Source organism: Azohydromonas lata NBRC 102462 (assembly GCF_001571085.1).
GTDB classification, from domain to species: Bacteria; Pseudomonadota; Gammaproteobacteria; order Burkholderiales; family Burkholderiaceae_C; genus Azohydromonas; species Azohydromonas lata.
The window spans coordinates 26056-50119 of sequence record NZ_BCTC01000010.1; the positions used below are offsets into that span (position 1 = coordinate 26056).

Here is a 24064-nt window from a genome sequence, read left to right on the forward strand (position 1 = left end):
CATCCTCAGAGCTTCTGCACGGTGATGGCGCCAAACATGGCGCCCAACGTGGCGGTATCCGGGTGCGCGGCGCTCACGCGCACGGCATTGGGGGCCAGCGTCGAATCCTCACGGGCCGGCAGCTCGGCGCTGGCGGAGCCCTGGCTCACGCGCACGCGCTGGCCATCGGCCAAGCCCAAGGCTTGCCACAGCGCGGTGGGCAGGCCCACGGCGGGCGGACGGGCGTCGGCCGTGAGCTGCAGCGGGCCGGAGCGGCGCACCAGCATGTCCGTGCCGTACACGGGCACGTCGGCGATGCGCTCGTACAGGCCCGGCGTGGCGGCGGCGATGGCGGCCGGCAGTTGCGCGGCGCTGCGGTTGGAGAGCTTGGCGGCGATGCCGCTGCCGTCGCCCAGCGCCTCGGCGCGAACCTCTTCAGCGCTTTCCTGGTTGAAGCCGTCCAGGCCCAACAGGTTGCCCAGCACGCGCAGCACCTTCCAGGCCGGACGGGTCTCGCCCACGGGCTTGACCACGCCGAAGAAGCTCTGCAGGCGGCCTTCGGCGTTGACGAAGCTGCCGGCGGTCTCGGCGAACGGCGCGATGGGCAGCATCACGTCGGCGTTGGGGATGGCGGCGTCCTTGAACGCGGTCAGTGCCACGACCAGGCCGGAACCCTGGAGGGCCGCGGCGGCCGCGGCGGCATCGGCGGCGTCCCACACCGGCTCGGTGTTGAGCAGCAGCAGCGCCTTCATGGGTTGCGACAGCATCTGGCCGGCGTTGAGGCCACCCTGCTTGGGCAGCGCGCCGACGAGCTGGGCGCCCACGGTGTTGGCCGCTTCGGTCAGGTAGCCGACCTTGGCGCCGGTGTGCTCGGCGATCCAGTTGGCCAGCTTCAGCAGCGTCGAGGCTTGCGGATGCTGCGCGGCGGCGTTGCCCAGCAGCACGGCCTTGTTCTGGCCGGACAGCAGCGACTCGGCCACGGCGCGGGCCGCGTCGGTGGGCTCGGCCTTGACGGGCGCGGCCACGCCGGCGCTGGCGGCCACGGCGGCGGCCACCTCAGCCAGAGACTGCACCCAGGCGCTCGGAGCGGCGGTGACCTGGTGGGCCAGCGGCAGCAGCCAGTCGTTCTTCAGCGCATGCAGGCTGCTGACCTGGGCGCCGTGGCGCGCGGCCTGGCGCAGGCGCTGCGCGAACAGCGGGTGGTCCTTGCGCAGGAAGGAGCCGATGACGAAGGCGCGGTCCAGCGTCGAGAGCTCGGCGATGGGCATGCCCAGCCAGCGGGCCGTGCCCGGCGCATCGACGTTGGCGAAGTCGGCGTGGCGGGTGCGGTAGTCGATGTTGTCGCTGCCGAAGCCGCGCACCAGCTTGGCCAGCAGGTGCAGCTCTTCCACCGTGCTGTGGGCGGAGCCGATGGCGCCGATGCCCTGGGCACCGAACTCGCCCTTGACCTGCTTGAGGCCGTTGGCCACGAACTCCAGCGCCGTGGTCCAGTCCACCGTCTGCCACTGGCCGCCCTGCTTGATCATCGGGGCAGTCAGGCGGGAGGTGCTGTTGAGCGCGTCGTAGCTGAAGCGGTCGCGGTCAGCCAGCCAGCATTCGTTGACGGCCTCGTTCTCCAGCGGCAGCACGCGCTTGACCTGGTTGGCCTTGACCTGAACGATCAGGTTGGCGCCGGTGCTGTCGTGCGGGCTCACGCTCTTGCGGCGCGAGAGCTCCCAGGTGCGGGCGCTGTAGCGGAAAGGCTTGCTGGTGAGGGCGCCGACCGGGCAGAGGTCGATCATGTTGCCCGACAGCTCGGAGTCCACCGTCTGGCCGACGAAGGTGGTGATCTCGGCGTGCTCGCCGCGGTGCAGCATGCCCAGCTCCATCACGCCGGCCACTTCCTGGCCAAAGCGCACGCAGCGGGTGCAGTGGATGCAGCGGGTCATCTCCTCCATGGAGATCAGCGGGCCCACGTCCTTGTGGAACACCACGCGCTTTTCCTCGGTGTAGCGCGAGGAGGAGCCGCCGTAGCCCACGGCCAGATCCTGCAGCTGGCACTCGCCGCCCTGGTCGCAGATGGGGCAGTCCAGCGGGTGGTTGATGAGGAGAAACTCCATCACCGACTGCTGGGCCTTGACCGCCTTGTCGCTCTTGGTGCGCACGATCATGCCCTGCGTCACCGGCGTGGCGCAGGCGGGCAGCGGCTTGGGAGCCTTCTCAACTTCCACCAGGCACATGCGGCAGTTGGCCGCGATGGACAGTTTCTTGTGGTAGCAGAAGTGCGGGATGTAGGTGCCGGCAGCCTCGGCCGCATGCATCACCATGCTGCCTTCGGCAACGCTCACCTTCTTGCCGTCGAGTTCGATTTCAACCATGGCTTTGTTGGGTGAAGGCGCTACCGCGCGCAAGGACGTGGACCGCCCCGATGCAATGCACCTTCACCTTTTGCAGTTGTGTCTCAGGCTCCGCCGACGAGGCAGCGCTTGTTTTCGACGTGGTACGCGAACTCGTCGCGGAAATGCTTGAGCATCGCGCGCACCGGCATCGCCGCAGCGTCGCCCAGCGCGCAAATGGTTCGGCCCTGGATGTTGTCGGCCACCGAGTTCAGCAGGTCCAGGTCTTCCATGCGACCCTTGCCATGCTCGATGCGATCCACCATGCGCCACAGCCAGCCCGTGCCTTCGCGGCAGGGCGTGCACTGGCCGCAGCTTTCGTGCTGGTAGAAGTACGACAGGCGCAGCAGGCTCTTGACCATGCAGCGGCTGTCGTCCATCACGATGACGGCGCCCGAGCCCAGCATGGAGCCGGCCTTGGCGATGGAGTCATAGTCCAGCGTGCAGTCCATCATGATGTGGGCCGGCAACACGGGAGACGAAGAACCACCCGGGATCACCGCCTTGAGCTTGCGGCCCTTGGTGACGCCGCCGGCCATTTCCAGCAGCGTCGCGAAGGGTGTGCCCATCGGAATCTCGAAGTTGCCCGGCTCGTTCACGTCGCCGACCACCGAGAAGATCTTGGTGCCGCCGTTGTTGGGCTTGCCGACCTCGAGGTAGGCCTGGCCGCCGTTGCGGATGATCCAGGGCACCGCGCCGAAGGTCTCGGTGTTGTTGATCGTCGTGGGCTTGCCGTACAGGCCGAAGCTGGCCGGGAACGGCGGCTTGAAGCGCGGCTGGCCCTTCTTGCCTTCGATGGACTCGATCAGCGCCGTCTCTTCGCCGCAGATGTAGGCGCCGAAGCCGTGGTGCGCGTGCAGCTGGAAGCTGAAACCGCTGCCCATGACCTTGTCGCCGAGGTAGCCGGCGGCACGGGCCTCTTCCAAAGCGGCCTCGAAGCGCTCATAGACTTCGAAGATTTCGCCGTGGATGTAGTTGTAGCCCGTGTTGATGCCCATCGCGTAGGCAGCGATGGCCATGCCTTCGATGACGATGTGCGGGTTGTAGTTGAGGATGTCCCGGTCCTTGCACGTGCCCGGTTCGCCCTCGTCCGAGTTGCACACCAGGTACTTGGCGCCCGGGAAGGCGCGCGGCATGAAGCTCCACTTCAGGCCGGTGGGGAAGCCCGCGCCGCCGCGGCCACGCAGGCCCGACGCCTTGACCTCGGCGATGACCTGCTCCGGCGTCATGCCGGAGCCGCCGTCCAGGCCCAGAATCTTCTTCAGCGCCTGGTAGCCGCCGCGCGACTCGTAGTCCTTGAGACGCCAGTTGCTGCCATCGAGGCCAGCGTAGATCTGGGGCTGGATGTGGCGGCCGTGGAAGCAGGTCTCGCGGCCGGTTGCCTGGAATTTCGAGAGGTCGAGCATGCGGTTCACCCTTGCGCCTTGAGCGTGTCGACCAGCTCGTCCAGGCGCTCGTTGCTCATGAAGCTCAGCATCTGGCGGTCGTTGACCAGCATCACGGGGGCGTCGGCGCAGGCGCCCAGGCACTCGCACTTCTGGACGGTGATGAGGCCGTCGGCCGTCGTGCCGCCCTCTTCCACGCCCAGCTTGCTGCAGAGGTGCTCGAGCGCGCCCTGGCCGTTGCGCAGCTGGCAAGGCAGGTTGGTGCAGACGTTGAGCTTGTACTTGCCCAGCTTGCGCTGGTTGTACATGTTGTAGAAGGTCGTGACCTCGTGCACCGCGATGGCGGGCATGGCCAGGTAGTCGGCGATGGCGGCCTCGGCCTCGCGCGACACGTAGCCCTGCTCCTGCTGCACGATGGACAGGCAGGCCATGACGGCCGACTGCTGTTGGCCGGCGGGATACTTGGCCACCTCGCGCGCGAAACGCTCCAGCGTGGAGGGGCCGAAGAAGGCTTGCGAACTCATCGATCGATCTCGCCGAAAACAATGTCCATGGTGCCGATCACGGCCACGGCGTCCGCGATCATGTGGCCACGCGCCATCTCGTCCAGGGCCGAGAGGTGCACGAAGCCGGGGGCGCGGATCTTCATGCGGTAGGGCTTGTTGGCGCCGTCGCTGATGAAGTAGATGCCGAACTCACCCTTGGGATGCTCAACGCCGGCATACACCTCGCCCTCGGGCGCGTGGAAGCCTTCGGTGAAGAGCTTGAAGTGGTGGATCAGCTCTTCCATGTTGGACTTCATGTCCACGCGCGGAGGCGGCGCCACCTTGTGGTTGTCGGTGATGACCGGGCCGGGGTTGGCCTTGAGCCACTTCACGCACTGCTGGATGATCTTGTTGGCCTCGCGCATTTCCTGCACGCGCACCAGATAACGGTCGTAGGTGTCGCCGTTGGTGCCCAGCGGAACGTCGAAGTCCATGCGGTCATAGACGTCGTAGGGCTGCTGCTTGCGCAGGTCCCACGCGATGCCGGAGCCACGCAGCATGGGGCCGGTGAAGCCCATGTTCAGCGCGCGTTCCGGGCTGACCACGCCAATGCCCACGGTACGCTGCTTCCAGATGCGGTTGTCGGTCAGCAGCGTCTCGTAGTCGTCGACGTTCTTGGGGAAGCGGTTGCAGAAGTCCTCGATGAAATCCAGCATCGAGCCCTGGCGGTTCTCGTTGAGCTTGGAGATCGCCTTGGCGTTGCGGATCTTGGACGGCTTGTACTGCGGCATGCTGTCCGGCAGGTCGCGGTAGACGCCGCCCGGACGGAAGTAGGCCGCGTGCATGCGCGCGCCCGACACCGCCTCGTACATGTCGAAGATGTCCTCACGCTCGCGGAAGCAGTAGATGAGGATGTTCATCGCGCCGCAGTCCAGCCCGTGGCAGCCCAGCCACAGCAGGTGGTTCAGCAGGCGGGTGAGCTCGGCGAACATCACGCGGATGTACTGCGCGCGCAGCGGCACCTCGATGCCCAGCAGCTTCTCCACCGCGAGGCAGTAAGCGTGCTCGTTGGACATCATCGAGACGTAGTCCAGGCGGTCCATGTAGGGCAGCGACTGGATGTAGGTCTTGGTCTCGGCCAGCTTTTCGGTGGCGCGGTGCAGCAGACCGATATGGGGATCGGCGCGCTGGATCACTTCGCCGTCGAGCTCCAGCACCAGGCGCAGCACGCCGTGCGCGGCCGGGTGCTGCGGGCCGAAGTTCAGGGTGTAGTTCTTGATCTCTGCCATGGCGCGTTGTTCAGTGCAGGCCGCCGTAGTTTTCTTCCCGGATGATCCGCGGCGTGATCTCGCGCGGCTCGATCGTCACGGGCTGGTAGATGACGCGCTTGGTCTCGGTGTCGTAGCGCATCTCCACGTGGCCGGAGATGGGGAAATCCTTGCGGAACGGGTGGCCGATGAAGCCGTAGTCGGTAAGCAGGCGGCGCAGGTCGATGTGGCCGTCGAAGACGATGCCGTAGAGGTCGAAGGCCTCGCGCTCGAACCAGTTGGCCGCGCTCCAGATCTCGGTGACCGAGGCCACGATGGGCAGGTCGTCTTCCGGCGCGAACACCTTGACGCGCAGCCGCCAGTTCAGGCTCACGGACATCAGGTGCACCACCACGCAGAAGCGCAGCCCATCCCAGGGCTGGTCCTTGTACGCCGAGTAGTCCACGCCGCAGAGGTCGATGAGCTGCTCGAACTTCAGCCGCGCATCGTCGCGCAGCAGGCGCATCGCGTCGGCATAGTCGGCCGCCGGGATGGTGATGGTGATTTCGCCGCGGTCGCGCTTGAAGGCCTTGATCCGGCCACCCAGCGCAGCTTCCAGCGCCGACTGCAGGTTGTCGAGAGAAGTGGTCATGCGGTTATTGCCAGCCGGGGAGCGTTCAGCGCGCGATGGTGTTCTCGCGCCGGATCTTGGCCTGCAGCTGCAGGATGCCGTAGAGCAGCGCCTCTGCCGTGGGCGGACAGCCCGGCACGTAGACGTCCACCGGCACGATGCGGTCGCAACCACGCACCACGGCATAGCTGTAGTGGTAGTAGCCGCCGCCGTTGGCGCAGGTGCCCATCGACAGCACCCAGCGCGGCTCGGCCATCTGGTCGTACACCTTGCGCAGCGCCGGCGCCATCTTATTGCACAGCGTGCCCGCCACGATCATCAGATCGCTCTGGCGCGGGCTGGGACGGAACAGCATGCCGAAGCGGTCGATGTCGTAGCGGGCGGCGCCCGCGTGCATCATCTCCACCGCACAGCATGCGAGGCCGAAGGTCATGGGCCACAGCGAGCCCGTCTTCGACCAGTTGATCAGCTTGTCCACCGAGGTGGTGACGAAGCCTTCCTTGAGTACGCCTTCGATGCCCATGGGGTCAGTCCGTCAATGTTCGTTTAACGAGTCGAATACCAAGCTCATTCCCAATCCAGGGCGCCTTTTTTCCACTCGTAGATGAAGCCAACCACCAGGATGGTCAAGAACACCATCATGGCCACGAAACCTGACACACCGATTTCGCGCAGCGAGACCGCCCAAGGGAACAAGAAGGCGATCTCCAGGTCGAACAGGATGAAGAGAATGGCCACCAGGTAGTAGCGCACGTCAAACTTCATGCGCGCATCTTCGAAAGCTTCGAAGCCGCACTCGTAGGGCGAGTTCTTTTGCGCGTCAGGCCGGTTGGGTCCCAGCACGAAACCCAGGATCTGGGGAGCGACGCCAACCCCGACGCCAACCAGGATGAACAAAATGACGGGCAGATACTGCTGCAGGTCCATGTGCGTGCTGAGCTCGGTTGGGTGAGTCAAAAAAAATCGACCATAAAAAAGCGCGCCCCAGGCAGCTTGAACTGCCTACCGAGCGCGCCCGCGGGTCCTCTGCCTTTTCCAGGGCGCCTTGCAAGGCGCCGGTTCTGAACCTTGCAGAGAGGTCGAGATTGTTTGGTGCCGACGGCGAGACTCGAACTCGCACAGCTTTCGCCACTACCCCCTCAAGATAGCGTGTCTACCAATTTCACCACGTCGGCCTTGTCAGGCACTGCACGACTTGCTTGAGGAATTGCTTGTCGGCAGCCCTGAATTCTATACCAGCTTTCCCCAATTCGGGGGACAACCCGAAGAAATTTGCCGGCTCGCTCGGTGAGCCAGTGCGTCCGTTTCTTCCCGGACGCAACCAATCCTTCCGGACCAGCCAAGCCTGCGCTGTTGACGCAGGCTCACACCTTACAAGAGGCGCTTTGCAGCCGGCTGACGTGGACGCGCAAAACGCGGCCACGACAGGGGCTCTTTCCAATTACCGGGCCGGAATCGCGTCCGAGGCCGCAGGTGCGGGCACGGCGGGCGCAGCAGCACCCGGGATGGCACCGGGAATGGCCCCCGGGACTTGCGCAGGCGCCGAAGCCGCCGGCGCACTGGCCGCGGGCACGCCCTGATCGAGCACGCTGGTGCCGCCGTTGGCCGCCGGCGTGGGCCGGTAGCTCGACAGGTAAGCCAGCGCAAGCGTGCACACGAAGAACACGGTGGCGCAGGCCGCCGTGGAGCGCGACAGGAAGTTGGCGCTGCCGGTGGCGCCGAAGAGGCTGCCCGACGCGCCGCTGCCGAAGGAGGCGCCCATGTCGGCGCCCTTGCCGTGCTGCACCAGCACCAGGCCGATCATGGCCACGGCCGACACCAGTTGCACCGCCAGGACGATGTTGAACCAGATTTGCATAGATCTCTCGTTGTCTCGGAATGCGCGCGGCGCTCAGCCCGCGGCGCGGCAGATGGCGGCGAAGTCGGCCGCTTTCAGCGCGGCGCCACCGATGAGGCCGCCGTCGATGTCGGGTTGCGCGAAAAGGGTCGCGGCGTTGTCGGCCTTGACGCTGCCGCCATAGAGCAGCCGCATCTCGCCAGCACGCGGCGTGGCAGCCAGCAACTGTGCGCGCAGCAGCGCGTGCACTTCCTGCGCCTGCTCCGGCGTGGCGGTCTTGCCGGTGCCGATGGCCCACACCGGCTCGTAGGCCACGACCATCTCCGACACGCAATGGCCCAATGTGTGGATCACGGCCGAGAGCTGGCGCTTGACCACGGCGGCGGTCTCGCCGGCCTCGCGCTGCGCCAGCGTCTCACCCACGCACACGATGGGCGTGATGCCATGGGCCAGAGCGATCTTGGCCTTGTCGGCCACGAGCTGGTCGCTCTCGCCATGGTAGGCGCGACGCTCGGAGTGGCCCACGATCACCCAGCGGCAACCGAACTCGCGCAGCATGGCCGCCGACACCTCGCCGGTGTAGGCACCCTGCTCGTGCGCCGAGCAGTCCTGTGCACCCCAGCGAATGTCGCTGGCCGCCAGCGTGACGGCGGTTTCGGACAGGAAAGGGAACGGCACGCACACCGCCACGTCGGCGCCGAACGGACGCGCAGCCAGCACGCCCTCCAGCAGCTCGGCGTTGGCCTTGTGGCTGCCGTGCATCTTCCAGTTCCCCACCACCAGCTTGCGTCTAGAAGTCATGATTTCTTGATTCACCAAGTCAGAACGATCTTGCCCACATGCGTGCTCGATTCCATGAGCGCATGCGCCTCGGCCGCCTGCGCGGCGTCGAAAACCTTGTGGATGACGGGCTTCACGCGCCCGGCCTCGATCAGCGGCCAGACTTTGTCGCGCAGCGCCTGGGCCAGTTGCGCCTTGTAGGCCACGGTGCGCGCGCGCAGCGTGGAGCCGGTGATCTGCAGCCGCTTGCGCAGCACCAGTCCGGCATCTATGGCGCTCTTGGTGCCGCCTTGCACGGCGATGATGGCCAGGCGGCCGTCGTCAGCCAGGCACTGCAGCTCACGGCCGACGTAGTCGCCCGCCACCATGTCCAGCACCACGTTCACACCGCGGCCGCCGGTGAGGCGCTTGGCCTCCTCGACGAAGTCCTGCGTGCGGTAGTTGATGGCATGGTCGGCGCCCAACGCCACGCAGGCGGCGCACTTGTCGTCGCTGCCTGCAGTGACGATGACCTGCGAGCCCAGCGCCTTGGCCAGCAGGATGGCGGTGACGCCAATCCCGCTGGAGCCGCCTTGCACCAGCAGCGTCTCGCCGGGCTGCAACCGCGCGATCTCGAAGACGTTCTGCCACACCGTGAAGAAGGTCTCCGGAAGCGCAGCCGCTTCCACGTCAGACAGCGCCGCCGGCGCGGGCAGCGCCTGCGCAATGGGCGCCACGCACAGCTCGGCATAGCCGCCGCCGGCCACCAGCGCGCACACGCGGTCGCCGAGCTTGAAGCCGGCCGCCGCAAGCTCGGCCGGGTCGCCGCCCACCACCGTGCCGGCCACTTCCAACCCAGGCAGGTCGGAAGCGCCTGGCGGCGCCGGGTAATGGCCCTTGCGCTGCACGACGTCGGGGCGATTGACACCCGACGCGCTCACGCGCACTAGCAATTCACCCGCGGCGGGCACCGGGGCGGGCCGCGTCACCAGACGCAGCACCTCGGGCCCGCCGAACTGGCCGATCTCGACGGCACGCATGGCGTTTACTCGCCCTGGCCTTCGCCCGTCTGGGGCTGCGCCACCACCGGCTGCTGCTCGCCGCCGCTGCCGTTCATGTCGGCACGCGGCTCGCGCGGCTCGCGGCGAGGACGATCACCGCGGTCACCACGGTCGCCGTAGTCGCGGCGGGGACGGTCGCCGTAGTCGCGGCGGGGACGGTCCTCGTCCGCCGGCATGCCTTCAGGACGCTCGATCAGCGCCTTCATGGACAGCTTGACGCGGCCCTTGTCGTCGGTCTCCAGCACCTTGACCTTGACCACCTGGCCTTCGCTCAGGAAGTCGGTGACCCGCTCCACGCGCTGGTGGGCGATCTGGCTGATGTGCAGCAGGCCGTCCTTGCCGGGCAGCAGGTTCACTAGGGCACCGAAGTCCAGGATCTTGGTGATCGGACCCTCGTAGATCTTGCCGACTTCGACCTCGGCCGTGATTTCCTGGATGCGCTTCTTGGCGAACTCGGCGCGCTCGGCATCGGTGGAGGCGATGGTGATGGTCCCGTCCTCGGCGATGTCGATCTGCGTGCCGGTTTCCTCGGTCAGCGCGCGGATGGTGGCGCCGCCCTTGCCGATCACGTCGCGGATCTTCTCGGGGTTGATCTTGAGCGTGTACAGGCGCGGGGCGAACTGCGACACGTCCTCGCGGGCGCCGCCCACGGCTTCCTGCATCTTGCCCAGGATGTGCAGGCGCGCTTCCTTGGCCTGGGCCAGGGCGACCTGCATGATTTCCTTGGTGATGCCCTGGATCTTGATGTCCATCTGCAGGGCGGTGATGCCGTTGGTCGTGCCGGCCACCTTGAAGTCCATGTCGCCGAGGTGGTCCTCGTCGCCCAGGATGTCGGTCAGCACCGCGAAGCGGTTGCCTTCCTTGATCAGGCCCATGGCGATGCCGGCCACGTGCGCCTTCATCGGCACGCCGGCATCCATCAGGCTCAGGCAGCCGCCGCAGACGGACGCCATGGACGAGGAGCCGTTGGACTCCGTGATCTCGGAGACGACGCGGATGGTGTAGGGGAACTCGTCCTTGCTCGGCAGCGCGGCGACCAGCGCGCGCTTGGCCAGGCGGCCGTGGCCGATCTCGCGGCGCTTGGGGCTGCCCACGCGGCCCGTCTCGCCGGTGGCGAACGGGGGCATGTTGTAGTGCAGCATGAAGCGCTCTTCGAACTCGCCGGCCAGCGCGTCGATGCGCTGCGCGTCGCGCTCGGTGCCCAGCGTGGCGGCCACCAGGGCCTGCGTCTCGCCGCGGGTGAACAGCGCCGAGCCGTGGGTGCGCGGCAGCACGCTGGTGCGGATCTCGATGGGACGCACGGTGCGGGTGTCGCGGCCGTCGATGCGCGGCTCGCCATTGAGGATCTGGCTGCGCACCAGGCGGGCCTCGATGTCAAACAGCAGGCCGTCAACCTTGACGTCGTCGAAAGCCACGCCCTGCTCCTTCAGCGCGGCCTTGACGCCGGCATAGGCTTCGCGGGCGGCCTGGGTGCGGGCCTGCTTGGAGCGGATCTGGTAGGCGGCGCGCAGCGGCTCTTCGGCCAGGGCCGTGACCTTGGCGATGAAGTCCTCGTCCTTGGCCGGCGGCTGCCAGCTCCACTCGGCCTTGCCGGCGTCGCGCACCAGCTCGTTGATGGCGGCGATCGCCACCTTGCCCTGCTCGTGGCCGAACACCACGGCGCCCAGCATCACCTCTTCGGTGAGCATGTCGGCCTCGGACTCCACCATCAGCACGGCAGCCTCGGTGCCGGCGACCACGAGATCCATCTGGGTCGTGGCCAGCTGTTCCTTGGTCGGGTTGAGGATGTACTCGCCGTTGGCGTAGCCCACGCGCGCGGCGCCGATGGGGCCGTTGAACGGGATGCCGCTGATGGCCAGCGCGGCGCTGGCGCCGATCAGGGCGGGGATGTCAGCCGGCACTTCCGGGTTCAGCGAGAGCACGTGGATGACCACCTGCACCTCGTTGTAGAAGCCTTCGGGGAACAGCGGGCGGATGGGACGGTCGATGAGGCGGCTGGTGAGCGTTTCCAGCTCGCTGGGACGGCCTTCGCGCTTGAAGAAGCTGCCAGGGATCTTGCCCGCGGCGTAGGTCTTCTCGAGGTAGTCCACCGTCAGCGGGAAGAAGTCCTGGCCCGGCTTGGCATTCTTGGCGGCCACGACGGTGGCCAGCACCACGGTGTCCTCGATGTTGACGATGACGGCGCCGCTGGACTGGCGCGCGATCTCGCCGGTTTCCAGCGTGACGCTGTGTTGACCCCACTGGAACGTCTTGGTGACCTTGTTGAACAGGCTCATTCTTTTCTCCGGATAGTCGGCACGCTTTGGGCGGTGGTGCCAGGGAACCGGGAGCACGTCGAGGACGGGGCGGATGCCATTCCAGCGGGACTGCAGCAAGCCGCAGCCCCCTTGGAATGACACATCAACGCCGGTTTCCTCAGCTCTCCAAAGACAAAGAGCCTGTGCTGCGACCGCAGAACAGGCTCCCGTCAATCATGCAAGGCTTACTTGCGCAGGCCCAGCTTCTGGATCAGGGCGACGTAGCGGTCGGCATCCTTGCTCTTCAGGTAGGACAGCAGGCGCTTGCGCTGGTTGACCATCTTGAGCAGACCGCGACGGCCGTGGTGGTCCTTGGCGTGGGTCTTGAAGTGGGGGGTCAGCTCGTTGATGCGAGCCGTCAGCAGGGCGACCTGGACTTCGGGAGAACCGGTGTCCGCGGGGCCGCGGGCGTTGGCGGCGACGATGTCGGCCGTCTTGATGTCAGCAACTGCCATGAGTGGAGTTTCCTGTGCTGGAAACCGGGGCACGGGCCTGGCTCAGGCCGCCGCGGTTTCCGGGTTACTTGCGGTCGCGGGTGAAACCGACCCGCGCCGTGCTCTTGGAATCTCCGCGCACCCGGTTACAGGCACGCGAAGCCCTCGATTATAGGCCAAGCGCCCAAGTGAGGCGTTGCACGCCCAGCCGAAGGCGTTCCACGTCCTGCGAGGCGAAGCACCAGCGCAGCCACCCTTCCCCTTCGTCGCCGAAGGCGCAGCCCGGTGCCAGGCCCAGGCCGTGGTCGGCCACCAGGCGCTTGGCCAAGGCCAGCGAGTCGTCCTGGCCTTCAATGCGGAAGAAGGCGTACATGCCGCCCTGCGGCGGCGCCAACTCGACGCCTGGCAAGGCCTGCAGCCCCTGCACCAGCGTGTTGCACCCGGCCTGGATACGCGCCACCAGCGCGGGCACGAAATCGTCGGCCATGGCCAGCGCCTGCAGCGCGCCGCGCTGGACGAACACCGGCGCGCAGGAGCTGTTGAACTCCAGCAGCTTGCCCGCCGTGGCCAGCGACTGCCCGTTCGCGTCGCGCGGCAGCACCAGCCAGCCCAAGCGCCAGCCGGTCATCAAAAAGCTCTTGGAAAAGCTTTGCGTGACGATGAGCCTGTCCTCAGGCGCCGCGATATCCAGGAAGCTGGGCGCGGCGGCCTGGCCGATCGCTTCATTCGGCCCCTCGCCCCACCACAGCCGCTCGTAAACCTCGTCGGCGACTATCCAGGTGCCGGTGCGGCGGCAGTGATCCAGAAGGGCCTGCTGCTCGACGCGCGACAGCGTCCAGCCCGTGGGGTTGTTGGGCGCGTTGACCAGCAGCGCGCGCGTGGCGGGGGTGATGGCGTCCAGCAGCTTCTGCAGGTCCAGCCGCCAGGCGCCCTGGTGCGGATGCAGCGACACGCGCTTCACCCGAGCACCCAGGATTTCCGGCTGCGCGGTGATGTTGGGCCATACCGGGACCACCGCGACGGCCTCGTCGCCGGCGGACAGCAGCAGCTGTGCCGCCACCATGAGGGCGCTCACGCCGGAGCTGGTGACGGCGATGCGCTCCACCTCCACCGGTGCATGCAGCGCCGAGACGTACTGCGCCAGCGCCCTGCGCAGTTCCGGCAGGCCCAGGTTGTGGGCGTAGAAGGTCTCGCCGCGCATGAGCGACGCGGCGGCGGCCTCGCGCACCTCCAGCGGCGTGACCTCGTCGCTTTCGCCGAACCAGAAGGCCAGCACGTCAGGGCGGCCCAGGCCGGCATTGGCCACTTCGCGGATACGGGAGGCGGGCAGCGCCGCCAGCGGAGAGCGGATGAAGTCGTGCATGGCTCTATCGTCCCTATGGACGGCAGTCGGTGGAGGAGAACGCTGTACCGGCCAAAGGCGCCGCGGCGCCCTGCCCCTTTGGTCGGCGTGAAAGTCAGGCTTCGGCCAGCGGCCAGCGCGGCTTCACGTCGAAGGCGTAGTCATGCTCGGCCGTGGCCCGGCCGCTTTGCAGCCGCATGGCGCCCGCCAGGGCGATCATGGCGCCGTTGTCGCTGCACAAATGCAGCTCGGGGTAGTGCACGCGCACGCCGGCGCGGCGGCAAAGGGCATTCAAATTGGTGCGCAGCGCACGGTTGGCACCCACGCCGCCGGCCACCACCAGCCGCTTGAGCCCGGTGGCCTTGAGCGCCTTCATGGACTTGCTGCTGAGCACGTCCACGATGGCGGCCTGGGTGCTGGCCGCCAGATCCGCCTTGGGCTGCTCGCACACCTCAGGGCCCAGCTTGCGCAACTGCGTCATCACCGCCGTCTTGAGCCCGGCAAAGGAGAAGTCCAGGTTGCCGCTGTGCAGCAGCGGGCGCGGCAAGGCGAACGCCTCGGGGTTGCCGAACTCGGCGAGCCTGGAAAGCGCCGGCCCGCCCGGGTAGCCCAGGCCCAGCAACTTGGCCGACTTGTCGAAAGCTTCGCCGGCGGCGTCGTCAATCGTTTCGCCGAGCAGCTCGTACTCGCCCACGCCCTGCACGCGCATGAGCTGCGTATGGCCGCCGGAGACGAGCAGCGCCACGAAGGGAAACTCCGGCGGGTCGTCGGAAAGGAAGGGCGACAGCAGATGGCCTTCGAGGTGGTGTATGCCCAGCGTCGGCTTGCCCAGCGCGGCCGCCAGCGCGCAGGCCACGCCCGCGCCGACCAGCAGCGCGCCGGCCAGGCCGGGGCCGCGCGTGTAGGCCACGACGTCCACATCCTCCAGCGTGCAGCCGGCGTCCGCGAACACCTGCCGCGCCAGCGGCAGCACGCGGCGGATGTGATCGCGCGAAGCCAGCTCAGGTACCACGCCGCCATAGGCACGGTGCATCTCGATCTGGCTGTGCAGCGCGTGCGCCTTGAGCTTGGGCGCACTGCCGTCGGACGGGATCTGGACGAGGGCCACACCCGTCTCGTCGCAGGAAGATTCGATACCCAGCACATTCATGGTGCGGCAGTGTAGCCAGCGGGCCGTTTGCCTTTGGATACCGATGGCGTGAAGCTTGCAAGCCGTGCGGCCCATGAAATCTCCGCAGGCCTTGCGCATCGTCATCGTCGCGCCGGACTCCATGAACCCCGACCCGTCGGACACCGCCGCCATGGTCGAGGTCGAGCGCTCGCGCAGCCTGCGCATCGGCCTGCTGCAGCACGGCTACAACATCGTTGCGGTGCTGCCCATAGACCCCTTCCTGCCCGACCGGCTGGCGCAGATACAGCCGGACATGATCATCGTGGACGCGGAGAGCCAGGCGCGCGACACCCTGGAGCATGTCGTGATGGCCACGCGCGACGCGCGCCGGCCCATCGTCCTGTTCACCGACGACGAGGACACCTCGCGCGTGGACGACGCCATCGCCGCTGGCGTGACGGCCTACGTCGTGGCCGGGCTAGCGCCGCAGCGCATCAAGTCGGTGCTGGACGTGGCCATGGCGCGCTTTCGTCACGAAGAGGAACTGCGCCGCCAGCTCGCCGACGCCCGCAGCCAGCTCGACGAGCGCAAGGTCGTCGAGCGCGCCAAGGGCCTGCTCATGAAGCGCCAGGGCATAGACGAAGCCCAGGCCTATGCCCGGCTGCGCAAGACCGCCATGGACAAGGGCCTGAAGCTCGCCGAAGTAGCGCAGCGCATCATCGATGTGGCCGACTTGCTCGGGTAAGCACCAAAGCAGCGCACACACGCTGTAACAAAAACCCGGCTTGGTGCATGGATCCCACCTCAAGCGGCATTTCCCGGGATCAAGAGCTGGCACAGCGCTTGCGTTAACCCAGGCAGGAGGTCAAAGGCGATCTCCTGACGAATCAAACGGCATTCGACCAAGGTCGGTCGGAACGCCACAAGGACGACGGCGTCCCCATGCCCCGCAGGTGTCTTCTGCACCGCGGGTCACAGGGACGCCGTTTTTTCATTGCCGGTCGAAAAGCTATTTGCAGGACTCCGAATGGACAAGGACGCGATCAACATGGGACGCCGCACGCTCGTCAAGGCCGCCGCTGCCGGGGCAGCCACCGCCGCCACCGGTGGCTTGATCCCGGGGCTGCAAGCCGCCGTGTACGCCGCCGGCTCGGACAAGCCCGAGAAGGAGGAGGTGCGCATCGGCTTCATCCCGCTGACCGACTGCGCATCCGTCGTCATGGCCTCGGTGCTGGGCTTCGACAAGAAGTACGGCGTCAAGATCGTCGCAACCAAGGAAGCCTCCTGGGCCGGCGTGCGCGACAAGCTGGTCAACGGCGAGCTCGACATGGCGCACGTGCTCTACGGCTTGATCTACGGCGTGCACCTGGGCGTGGGCGGTCCGAAGAAGGACATGGCCGTGCTGATGACGCTCAACCACAACGGACAGGCCATCACGCTGTCCAAGAAGCTGGCCGAGGCCGGCGCGGTGGACGGCGCCTCGTTGGCCAAGGTGATGGCCAAGGACAAGCGCGACTACACCTTCGCCCAGACCTTCCCCACCGGCACGCACGCCATGTGGCTGTACTACTGGCTGGCCAGCGCGGGCATCGACCCGATGAAGGACGCCAAGGTCATCACCGTGCCGCCGCCGCAGATGGTGGCCAACATGCGCGTGGGCAACATGGACGGCTACTGCGTGGGCGAGCCCTGGGGCCACCGCGCCATCATGGACGGCATCGGCATCACCGCCGTCACCACGCAGGACATCTGGAAGGACCACCCCGAGAAGGTCCTGGGCACCACGGGCGACTTCGTCAAGAAGTACCCCAACACCGCCCGCGCCGTGATGATGGCCGTGCTGGAAGCCGGCCGCTGGATTGACGCCAGCCTGCAGAACAAGATGAAGATGGCCGAGACGGTGGCCGACAAGTCCTACGTCAACACGGGCGTGGACGCCATCAACCAGCGCATCCTGGGCCGCTACCAGAACGGCCTGGGCAAGACCTGGGACGACCCCAACCACATGAAGTTCTTCAACGACGGCGCGGTGAACTTCCCCTACCTCTCCGACGGCATGTGGTTCCTCACCCAGCACAAGCGCTGGGGCCTGCTCAAGGCGCACCCGGACTACCTGGGCGTGGCCAAGCAGATCAACCAGGTCGACCTGTACCGCGAGGTGGCCTCGGCCATGAAGATCACTGCACCCAAGGACGTGATGCGCAGCAGCAAGCTCATCGACGGCGTGGTCTGGGACGGCAAGGATCCCGCCAAGTACGCCGACTCGTTCAAGCTCAAGGCCGCCGCGGCCTGACCCCTGCCCCATTCCTGACAGGAGCCCGACCATGGTCAGTGCCGTTTTCCATTCCCCGGCCGCCGCGGCAGAGTCCGCGTCGCCCACCAAGCCCGCGCCCGCCGCAACGCCGGCCCCCAAGGCCGCAGCCCCACGCCGCCCGCTCATCGATGTGCGTGCCCTCGCCGCCGCCGTGCTGCCGCCCATGGCCGGCATCGCGCTGCTGGTGGGCATTTGGGCGCTGCTCACCATGAACAGCACCACCTTCCCCTCGCCGGCGGCGACCTGGGACGCCGCGGTACAGCTCTTTGCCGACCCGTTCTACCGCAAGGGCCCCAACGACCAGGGCATCGGCTGGAACATCCTGAACTCGCTGCAGCGCGTGGCCGTGGGCTTCGGCCTGGCGGCGCTGGTGGGCATTCCGCTGGGCTTTCTCATCGGCCGCTTCGCCGTGCTCAACCGCATGATTTCGCCGCTGGTGAGCCTGCTGCGCCCGGTGTCGCCCCTGGCCTGGCTGCCCATCGGCCTGCTGGTGTTCAAGGCCGCCAACCCGGCCGCCATCTGGACCATCTTCATCTGCTCGATCTGGCCCATGGTCATCAACACCGCCGTGGGCGTGCAGCGGGTGCCGCAGGACTACCTCAACGTGGCGCGGGTGCTCAACCTGAGCGAGCTGACGCTGGCGCGCAAGATCCTCTTCCCCGCCGTGCTGCCCTACATGCTCACCGGCGTGCGTCTGTCGGTCGGCACCGCCTGGCTGGTGATCGTGGCCGCGGAGATGCTCACCGGCGGCGTCGGGATCGGCTTCTGGGTCTGGGACGAGTGGAACAACCTCAACGTGCAGCACATCATCATCGCCATCGTCGTCATCGGCGTGGTGGGCCTGCTGCTGGAGCAGGCGCTGGTGGCCCTGGCCAAGCGCTTCTCCTTCGACGAGTGATCCGAACACCCGCTCCCACGAGGTCCACCATGCAAAACTTCATCAGCATCGAAGGCGCCGAGATGGTGTTCAACACCAAGAAGGGCCGCTTCCATGCGCTGCAGGGCATCAACCTGCGCATCGCCGAGGGCGAGTTCGTGACGCTCATCGGCCACTCCGGCTGCGGCAAGAGCACGCTGCTCAACCTCATCGCCGGGCTGACGCTGCCCTCCCAGGGCGTGCTGCTGTGCGAGAACCGCGAGATCACCGGCCCGGGCCCCGAGCGGGCCGTGGTGTTCCAGAACCACTCGCTGCTGCCCTGGCTCAGCTGCTTCGACAACGTGCACCTGGGCGTGGAGCGGGTCTTCGGTGCCAAGGAAGGCAAGGCGCAGCTCAAGGAACGCACGCTGGCGGCGCTGGAGCTGGTCGGCATGAGCCACGCCGTCACCAAGCGCCCAAACGAGATCTCCGGCGGCATGAAGCAGCGCGTGGGCATCGCCCGCGCCCTGGCCATGGAGCCCAAGGTGCTGCTGATGGACGAGCCCTTCGGCGCCCTGGACGCGCTGACCCGCGCCAAGCTCCAGGACGAGCTGCTGCGCATCGTGGCGCGCACCAGGAGCACGGTGGTGATGGTCACGCACGACGTGGACGAGGCCGTGCTGCTGTCCGACCGCATCGTGATGCTGACCAACGGTCCGGCCGCCACCATCGGCGAGATCGCCACCGTGGACCTGCTGCGTCCGCGCGACCGCGTCGCGCTGGCCGAGGACTTGAACTACATCCGGCTGCGCAAGCAGGTGCTGGACTTCCTCTACACCCGCCACGGCGAGAAGCGCGCCGCCTGACGGCGCCAGCAGCCCACTGGTCCTGCAGTGGGGCGGCGCGCGCCCGCGGCGCCGCCGTCCTGACCTTCACGCCTGCGTTGCCTCGGCACGCAGGCGTTTTTTTCAGGGGCCGCTGGCCAGCCGCACAAAACGCGAAGGGGGCCGCAGCCCCCTTCTTGTTTTCGACGCGGCCTCAAGCCGGTGCGTCAGTGCTTCTCGCGGGCGTGGTTGATCGAGTACTTGGGGATCTCGATGGTCACGTCCTGGTCGGACACGATGGCCTGGCAGGACAGGCGCGAGGTGGGCTCCAGCCCCCAGGCACGGTCCAGCAGGTCTTCCTCGGCTTCGTCCATTTCGCCCAGCGAGCTGAAGCCCTCGCGCACCACGACGTGACAGGTGGTGCAGGCGCAACTGAGCTCGCAGGCGTGCTCGATCTCAATGCCGTTGTCCAGCAGTGCCTCGCAGAGGGAGGTGCCGCGCTCGGCCTTGACGCTGGCGCCTTCGGGACAGTACTCCGGGTGGGGAAGGATGCGGATGACGGGCATGGAGTGGGTTTCCCTTGAGCTTCAGACTTCTTCGATGGTGCGGCCGGTGAGCGCCGACTGGATGCCGCGGTTCATGCGCGCGGCGGCAAAGGCTTCCGTGCCCTTGGCCAGACGCTCGACGGCGGCGTTGATGACGGTGTGATCCTCGCCCTGGGCCGCTTCGGCGAGCTCGCGCATGAGCACGGCGATGTCGGCGCGTTCGCGCTCGGAGAGCAGGTCCGCGTCGGCAGCCAGGGCCGACTGCGTGGCCAGCAGCATGCGTTCGGCGTCCACGCGGGCTTCGCGCAGCGCGCGGGCGCTCATGTCGGCATCGGCCTGCGAGAAGCTCTCCTGCAGCATGCGGGCGATGTCCTCGTCGGCCAGGCCGTAGCTGGGTTTCACCTGCACCGCGGCCTCCACGCCCGTGCTTTGTTCGCGGGCGGAGACGTGCAGCAGGCCGTCGGCGTCAACCTCGAAGGTCACGCGTATGCGCGCGGCGCCGGCCACCATGGGCGGGATGCCGCGCAGCTCGAAGCGCGCCAGCGAGCGGCAATCGGAGACCAGCTCGCGCTCGCCCTGCACCACGTGGATGGCCATGGCGGTCTGGCCGTCCTTGAAGGTGGTGAACTCCTGCGCCTTGGCCACGGGAATGGTGGTGTTGCGCTCGATGATGCGCTCCACCAGGCCGCCCATGGTCTCTATGCCCAGCGACAGCGGAATGACGTCCAGCAGCAGGATGTCGTCGGCGCCGGCGTGGCCGGCAAGCTGGTGCGCCTGCACCGCGGCGCCCAGGGCCACCACTTCGTCGGGGTTGAGATTGACCAGCGGCTCGCGCTCGAAGAAGGCGCCCACGGCATGGCGCACCACGGGCATGCGCGTGGAGCCGCCGACCATGACCACGCCTTGCACCTCGTCGCGCGCCACCTTGGCGTCGCGCAGCACGCGGCGCACCGAGGTCAGCGTGCGGTCCACCAGCGGCTTGGTGATCGCCTCGAACTGCGAGCGCGTGACCGGCACCTCGATGAGGCCGTCGGCCAACTCGCAGCGCAGCACGGCCTGCCCGGCGGCGCTGAGCGCTTCCTTGGCGGCGCGGGCGCTGACCAGCAGCGCACGCTTGTCGTGGGCGCTGAAGTCGGCGCCCACGGCCTCGCGGCCGCTTTGCGCCAGGGCCCAGTCGGCCAACAGGGCGTCGAAGTCGTCACCGCCCAGCGCGGCATCGCCGCCGGTGGCCACCACCTCGAACACGCCCTTGGTCAGGCGCAGCAGCGAGATGTCGAAGGTGCCGCCGCCCAGGTCGTAGACGGCGTAGAGGCCCTCGCTGCCGTTGTCCAGGCCGTAGGCCACGGCCGCCGCGGTGGGCTCGTTGATCAGGCGCAGCACGTTGATGCCGGCGAGCTTGGCCGCGTCCTTGGTGGCCTGGCGCTGCGCGTCGTCGAAGTAGGCCGGGACGGTGATGACGGCGCCGAACAGGTCGTCGTTGAACGTGTCCTCGGCGCGAAAGCGCAGCGTGGCCAGGATCTCGGCGGACACCTCCACGGGCGACTTCACCCCCTCGCGCGTGTGCACGGCCACCATGCCGGGCTGGTCCACGAAGCGGTAGGGCAACTTGGCGTGGCCACTCAAGTCAGCCAGCTTGCGGCCCATGAACCGCTTGACGGAGACCACCGTGTTCTCCGGGTCGTCCGCCTGCACGGCCAGGGCTTCGTGGCCGATCTGGCGGCGACCGCCTTCCAGGTAACGTACGGCCGAGGGCAGGATGACGCGGCCCTGCTCGTCCGGCAGGCACTCGGCCACCCCATGACGCACCGCGGCCACCAGCGAGTGCGTGGTGCCCAAGTCGATGCCGACGGCGATGCGCCGCTGGTGCGGGTCCGGCGTCTGGCCGGGTTCGGAGAGCTGAAGCAGTGCCATGAGTATTTGTTCTGGAAAACCTGCGAGGGCCGTTATTGTCCCAGCGCATCCAAGCGGGCCTCGATGTCCTCGCGAAAGCGCGCGACGAACATGAGGGCTCTGACGCGTTGGGCGGCCGTGGCGGCGTCGCCGCGTTCGTCCAGGAGCTGGCGCACCTCGTCCAGCAGCGCCCGCTCGGCGGTGCGCACTTCGTCGTCCAGCGACTCGACTTCGGCGGCGGCGTTCGCCTCCTCCAGCGTCTCGCGCCATTCCATCTGCTGCATCAGGAAGGCCGCGGGCATGGCGGTGTTGTTGTGGGCGTCGATGGGGGCGCCGCGCAGCTCGCAGAGGTAGGCCGCGCGCGTGAGCGGGTCACGCAAGCGCCGGTAAGCCTCGTTCACACGTACCGACCATTGCATGGCCAGGCGCTGGGCGGTGGCGCCTTCGGCGGCGAAACGGTCCGGATGCACGCGGGCCTGGAGCTGGCGCCAGCAGGCGTCCAGCGCGGCGCGGTCCAGGGCGAACTTCTGCGGCAGGCCGAAGAGTGTGAAGTCGTCGTCGGTGAGGTTCATGAACGCGGGCCGGGCCGGCGATAGGAGCGGCGCGGCGCGCGCGCATTGTCATTGACGCAATGACAGTGCCGCCCGCAGGCGGCACCGGCATACGCGAAAGGCGGGCTCAGACGCGGAAGGATTCACCGCAGCCGCAGCGGTCCTTCTCGCGCGGGTTGTGGAACTTGAAGCCCTCGTTGAGCCCTTCGCGCACGAAGTCCAGCTCCGTGCCGTCCAGGTAAGGCAGGCTCTTGGGGTCGATCAGGATCTTGACGCCGTGGCCTTCAAACACATGGTCCTCGGGCGCCACCTCGTCGGCGTACTCCAGCTTGTAGGCCATGCCGGAGCAGCCGGTGGTCTTCACACCCAGCCGCACGCCCACACCCTTGCCCCGGCGTGCGAGGTAGCGGGTGACGTGGCGGGCGGCCGCTTCAGTCAGCGTGACGGCCATGGCCTTATTGGGCCTTGGCCGGCGCGCCGTGCTTGGCCTTGTAGTCGTCCACCGCGGCCTTGATCGCATCTTCGGCCAGGATGGAGCAGTGGATCTTGACCGGCGGCAGCGCCAGTTCCTCGGCGATCTGGGTGTTCTTGATGGTCAGCGCCTCGTCCAGCGACTTGCCCTTGACCCACTCCGTGACCAGCGAGCTCGACGCAATGGCCGAGCCGCAGCCGTAGGTCTTGAACTTGGCGTCCTCGATCAGGCCCGTGGCCGGGTTGACCTTGATCTGCAGCTTCATCACGTCGCCGCAGGCCGGTGCACCCACCATGCCGGTACCCACCGTCTCGTCGCCCTTGCCGAAGGAGCCCACGTTGCGCGGGTTCTCGTAGTGATCCACCACTTTGTCGCTGTATGCCATGACCCTTACTCCGAATGTTTGAAAAACCGGTACGCCTTCAGCTCACGGCTCAATGCGCGCTCCACTGGATCGTGCTGAGGTCCACGCCGTCTTGGTACATCTCCCACAGCGGCGAGAGCTCGCGCAGCTTGGTCACGCGCTCTCTGAGGGTGGTGACGGCGTAGTCGATCTCTTCGTCGGTCGTGAAGCGTCCAATCGTCATGCGCAGGCTGGAGTGCGCCAGCTCGTCGCTGCGACCCAGGGCGCGCAGCACGTAGCTGGGCTCCAGGCTGGCCGAAGTGCAGGCAGAGCCCGAGCTCACGGCGATACCCTTGATGCCCATGATCAGCGACTCGCCCTCGACGAAGTTGAAGCTGATGTTGAGGTTGTGCGGCACGCGCTTTTCAAGATGGCCGTTCACGAAGGTCTGCTCGATGTCCGACAGCCCCTTGAGCAGCCGCTGCTGCAGGGCGCGAATGCGCTCGTGCTCGGTGTGCATCTCTTCCTTGGCGATGCGGAAGGCCTCGCCCATGCCCACGATCTGGTGCGTGGGCAGCGTGCCGGAGCGCATGCCCCGCTCGTGGCCGCCGCCGTGCATCTGCGCTTCCAGGCGCACGCGCGGCTTGCGGCGCACGTAAAGCGCGCCTATGCCCTTGGGACCGTAGGTCTTGTGCGAAGCCAGGCTCATCAAGTCCACGGGCAGCGTGCGCAGGTCGATCTCCACCTTGCCGGTGGCCTGTGCGGCGTCGACGTGGAAGATGATTCCGCGCTCACGGCAAATGGAGCCAATGGTCGGGATGTCCTGGATCACGCCGATCTCGTTGTTCACGAGCATGACCGACACCAGGATGGTGTCCGGGCGCAGCGCGGCCTTGAATTTCTCAAGGTCCAGCAGCCCGTCTTCCTGCACGTCCAGGTAGGTCGCCTCAAAGCCCTGACGCTCCAGCTCACGCACCGTGTCCAGCACCGCCTTGTGCTCGGTCTTGACGGTGATGATGTGCTTGCCGCGGGTCTTGTAGAAATGCGCCGCGCCCTTGAGGGCGAGGTTGTTGGACTCGGTGGCGCCGGAGGTCCACACGATCTCGCGCGGGTCGGCGTTGATCAAGTCGGCCACCTGCGCGCGCGCCTTTTCCACAGCCTCTTCCGCTTCCCAGCCCCAGGCATGGCTGCGCGAGGCGGGGTTGCCGAAGTGCTCGCGCAGCCACGGCACCATCGCGTCCACCACGCGCGGGTCCACCGGCGTGGTGGCGCCGTAGTCCATGTAGATCGGGAAATGCGGCGTCATGTCCATGGGAAAAGAACTTC

The 24064-nt window shown here is 67.3% G+C and carries 24 protein-coding genes and 1 tRNA gene; 4 read left to right on the forward strand and 21 right to left on the reverse strand.

From position 1 onward, the window contains the following. Positions 1 to 5: 5 nt before the first annotated feature. The 15 genes from nuoG to tsaD form a co-directional block, all read right to left on the reverse strand. Positions 6 to 2336: an NADH-quinone oxidoreductase subunit NuoG gene (nuoG, locus tag ALA01S_RS05760; protein WP_066333330.1), complete on the reverse strand. Its 2331-nt coding sequence runs from the start codon at positions 2334 to 2336 to the stop codon at positions 6 to 8. Between the two features lie 83 nt (positions 2337 to 2419). Further along, positions 2420 to 3760 (reverse strand): NADH-quinone oxidoreductase subunit NuoF, encoded by a 1341-nt coding sequence (gene nuoF, locus ALA01S_RS05765; RefSeq protein WP_066333497.1) that lies wholly within the window; start codon positions 3758 to 3760, stop codon positions 2420 to 2422. 5 nt (positions 3761 to 3765) lie between these two features. Continuing rightward, complete coding sequence (locus ALA01S_RS05770) at positions 3766 to 4263, reverse strand: NADH-quinone oxidoreductase subunit NuoE family protein (protein ID WP_066333333.1); 498 nt, start codon at positions 4261 to 4263, stop codon at positions 3766 to 3768. After that, complete coding sequence (locus tag ALA01S_RS05775; RefSeq protein ID WP_066333336.1) at positions 4260 to 5513, reverse strand: NADH-quinone oxidoreductase subunit D; 1254 nt, start codon at positions 5511 to 5513, stop codon at positions 4260 to 4262. Before ALA01S_RS05775 ends, ALA01S_RS05770 begins: the two co-directional genes overlap by 4 nt. A 10-nt stretch (positions 5514 to 5523) precedes the next feature. Next, positions 5524 to 6123: an NADH-quinone oxidoreductase subunit C gene (locus ALA01S_RS05780; RefSeq protein WP_066333344.1), complete on the reverse strand. Its 600-nt coding sequence runs from the start codon at positions 6121 to 6123 to the stop codon at positions 5524 to 5526. 25 nt (positions 6124 to 6148) lie between these two features. After that, the gene (locus ALA01S_RS05785) at positions 6149 to 6625 is read right to left on the reverse strand and encodes a NuoB/complex I 20 kDa subunit family protein (RefSeq protein ID WP_066333346.1); all 477 of its coding nucleotides are present in this window, start codon (positions 6623 to 6625) and stop codon (positions 6149 to 6151) included. Positions 6626 to 6669: 44 nt separating this feature from the next. Next, the gene (locus ALA01S_RS05790) at positions 6670 to 7029 is read right to left on the reverse strand and encodes an NADH-quinone oxidoreductase subunit A (RefSeq protein WP_066333348.1); all 360 of its coding nucleotides are present in this window, start codon (positions 7027 to 7029) and stop codon (positions 6670 to 6672) included. Between the two features lie 163 nt (positions 7030 to 7192). Beyond that, positions 7193 to 7277, reverse strand: a tRNA-Leu gene (locus ALA01S_RS05795). A 266-nt stretch (positions 7278 to 7543) separates the two neighbouring features. Further along, positions 7544 to 7960 carry a preprotein translocase subunit SecG gene (gene secG / locus ALA01S_RS05800; RefSeq protein ID WP_066333350.1) on the reverse strand — a complete coding sequence of 139 codons (417 nt, stop codon included), beginning with the start codon at positions 7958 to 7960 and terminating at the stop codon, positions 7544 to 7546. A gap of 33 nt (positions 7961 to 7993) precedes the next feature. Further along, positions 7994 to 8740 carry a triose-phosphate isomerase gene (tpiA, locus tag ALA01S_RS05805; RefSeq protein ID WP_066333352.1) on the reverse strand — a complete coding sequence of 249 codons (747 nt, stop codon included), beginning with the start codon at positions 8738 to 8740 and terminating at the stop codon, positions 7994 to 7996. Positions 8741 to 8751: 11 nt separating this feature from the next. Then, positions 8752 to 9738 carry an NAD(P)H-quinone oxidoreductase gene (locus ALA01S_RS05810; RefSeq protein WP_066333356.1) on the reverse strand — a complete coding sequence of 329 codons (987 nt, stop codon included), beginning with the start codon at positions 9736 to 9738 and terminating at the stop codon, positions 8752 to 8754. A gap of 5 nt (positions 9739 to 9743) precedes the next feature. Next, positions 9744 to 12035, reverse strand: coding sequence for a polyribonucleotide nucleotidyltransferase (gene pnp, locus ALA01S_RS05815; RefSeq protein WP_066333358.1), 2292 nt, complete (start codon positions 12033 to 12035; stop codon positions 9744 to 9746). A gap of 206 nt (positions 12036 to 12241) precedes the next feature. After that, positions 12242 to 12511, reverse strand: coding sequence for a 30S ribosomal protein S15 (gene rpsO / locus ALA01S_RS05820; RefSeq protein ID WP_028997524.1), 270 nt, complete (start codon positions 12509 to 12511; stop codon positions 12242 to 12244). A gap of 148 nt (positions 12512 to 12659) precedes the next feature. After that, a complete protein-coding gene (locus tag ALA01S_RS05825) occupies positions 12660 to 13853 on the reverse strand; it encodes a pyridoxal phosphate-dependent aminotransferase (RefSeq protein WP_157118786.1) in 1194 nt (397 codons plus the stop codon). Between the two features lie 94 nt (positions 13854 to 13947). Continuing rightward, complete coding sequence (tsaD, locus tag ALA01S_RS05830; protein ID WP_066333360.1) at positions 13948 to 14982, reverse strand: tRNA (adenosine(37)-N6)-threonylcarbamoyltransferase complex transferase subunit TsaD; 1035 nt, start codon at positions 14980 to 14982, stop codon at positions 13948 to 13950. Between the two features lie 73 nt (positions 14983 to 15055). Between tsaD and ALA01S_RS05835 the strand changes: the two genes are divergently transcribed. The 4 genes from ALA01S_RS05835 (at position 15056) to ALA01S_RS05850 (ending at position 18979) form a co-directional block, all read left to right on the forward strand. Continuing rightward, complete coding sequence (locus ALA01S_RS05835) at positions 15056 to 15688, forward strand: ANTAR domain-containing response regulator (RefSeq protein WP_066333362.1); 633 nt, start codon at positions 15056 to 15058, stop codon at positions 15686 to 15688. Positions 15689 to 15970: 282 nt separating this feature from the next. Then, entirely contained in the window at positions 15971 to 17236 is a 1266-nt protein-coding gene (locus ALA01S_RS05840) for a CmpA/NrtA family ABC transporter substrate-binding protein (RefSeq protein ID WP_066333365.1), read from the forward strand. Positions 17237 to 17267: 31 nt separating this feature from the next. Further along, positions 17268 to 18155 (forward strand): nitrate ABC transporter permease, encoded by an 888-nt coding sequence (gene ntrB, locus ALA01S_RS05845; RefSeq protein WP_066333367.1) that lies wholly within the window; start codon positions 17268 to 17270, stop codon positions 18153 to 18155. Positions 18156 to 18184: 29 nt separating this feature from the next. Next, entirely contained in the window at positions 18185 to 18979 is a 795-nt protein-coding gene (locus ALA01S_RS05850) for an ABC transporter ATP-binding protein (protein WP_066333369.1), read from the forward strand. 185 nt (positions 18980 to 19164) lie between these two features. Here ALA01S_RS05850 and fdx read toward each other — a convergent pair whose 3' ends face one another. The 6 genes from fdx to ALA01S_RS05880 form a co-directional block, all read right to left on the reverse strand. Further along, positions 19165 to 19503 (reverse strand): ISC system 2Fe-2S type ferredoxin, encoded by a 339-nt coding sequence (fdx, locus tag ALA01S_RS05855; RefSeq protein ID WP_066333373.1) that lies wholly within the window; start codon positions 19501 to 19503, stop codon positions 19165 to 19167. Between the two features lie 21 nt (positions 19504 to 19524). After that, positions 19525 to 21393: a Fe-S protein assembly chaperone HscA gene (hscA, locus tag ALA01S_RS05860; protein WP_066333375.1), complete on the reverse strand. Its 1869-nt coding sequence runs from the start codon at positions 21391 to 21393 to the stop codon at positions 19525 to 19527. 32 nt (positions 21394 to 21425) lie between these two features. After that, positions 21426 to 21944 carry a Fe-S protein assembly co-chaperone HscB gene (hscB, locus tag ALA01S_RS05865; protein ID WP_066333377.1) on the reverse strand — a complete coding sequence of 173 codons (519 nt, stop codon included), beginning with the start codon at positions 21942 to 21944 and terminating at the stop codon, positions 21426 to 21428. 106 nt (positions 21945 to 22050) lie between these two features. Next, positions 22051 to 22374 carry an iron-sulfur cluster assembly protein IscA gene (iscA, locus tag ALA01S_RS05870; protein WP_066333378.1) on the reverse strand — a complete coding sequence of 108 codons (324 nt, stop codon included), beginning with the start codon at positions 22372 to 22374 and terminating at the stop codon, positions 22051 to 22053. Positions 22375 to 22378: 4 nt separating this feature from the next. Further along, entirely contained in the window at positions 22379 to 22780 is a 402-nt protein-coding gene (gene iscU / locus ALA01S_RS05875; protein WP_066333381.1) for a Fe-S cluster assembly scaffold IscU, read from the reverse strand. A gap of 49 nt (positions 22781 to 22829) precedes the next feature. Further along, the gene (locus tag ALA01S_RS05880) at positions 22830 to 24050 is read right to left on the reverse strand and encodes an IscS subfamily cysteine desulfurase (protein WP_066333383.1); all 1221 of its coding nucleotides are present in this window, start codon (positions 24048 to 24050) and stop codon (positions 22830 to 22832) included. Positions 24051 to 24064: the final 14 nt, after the last annotated feature.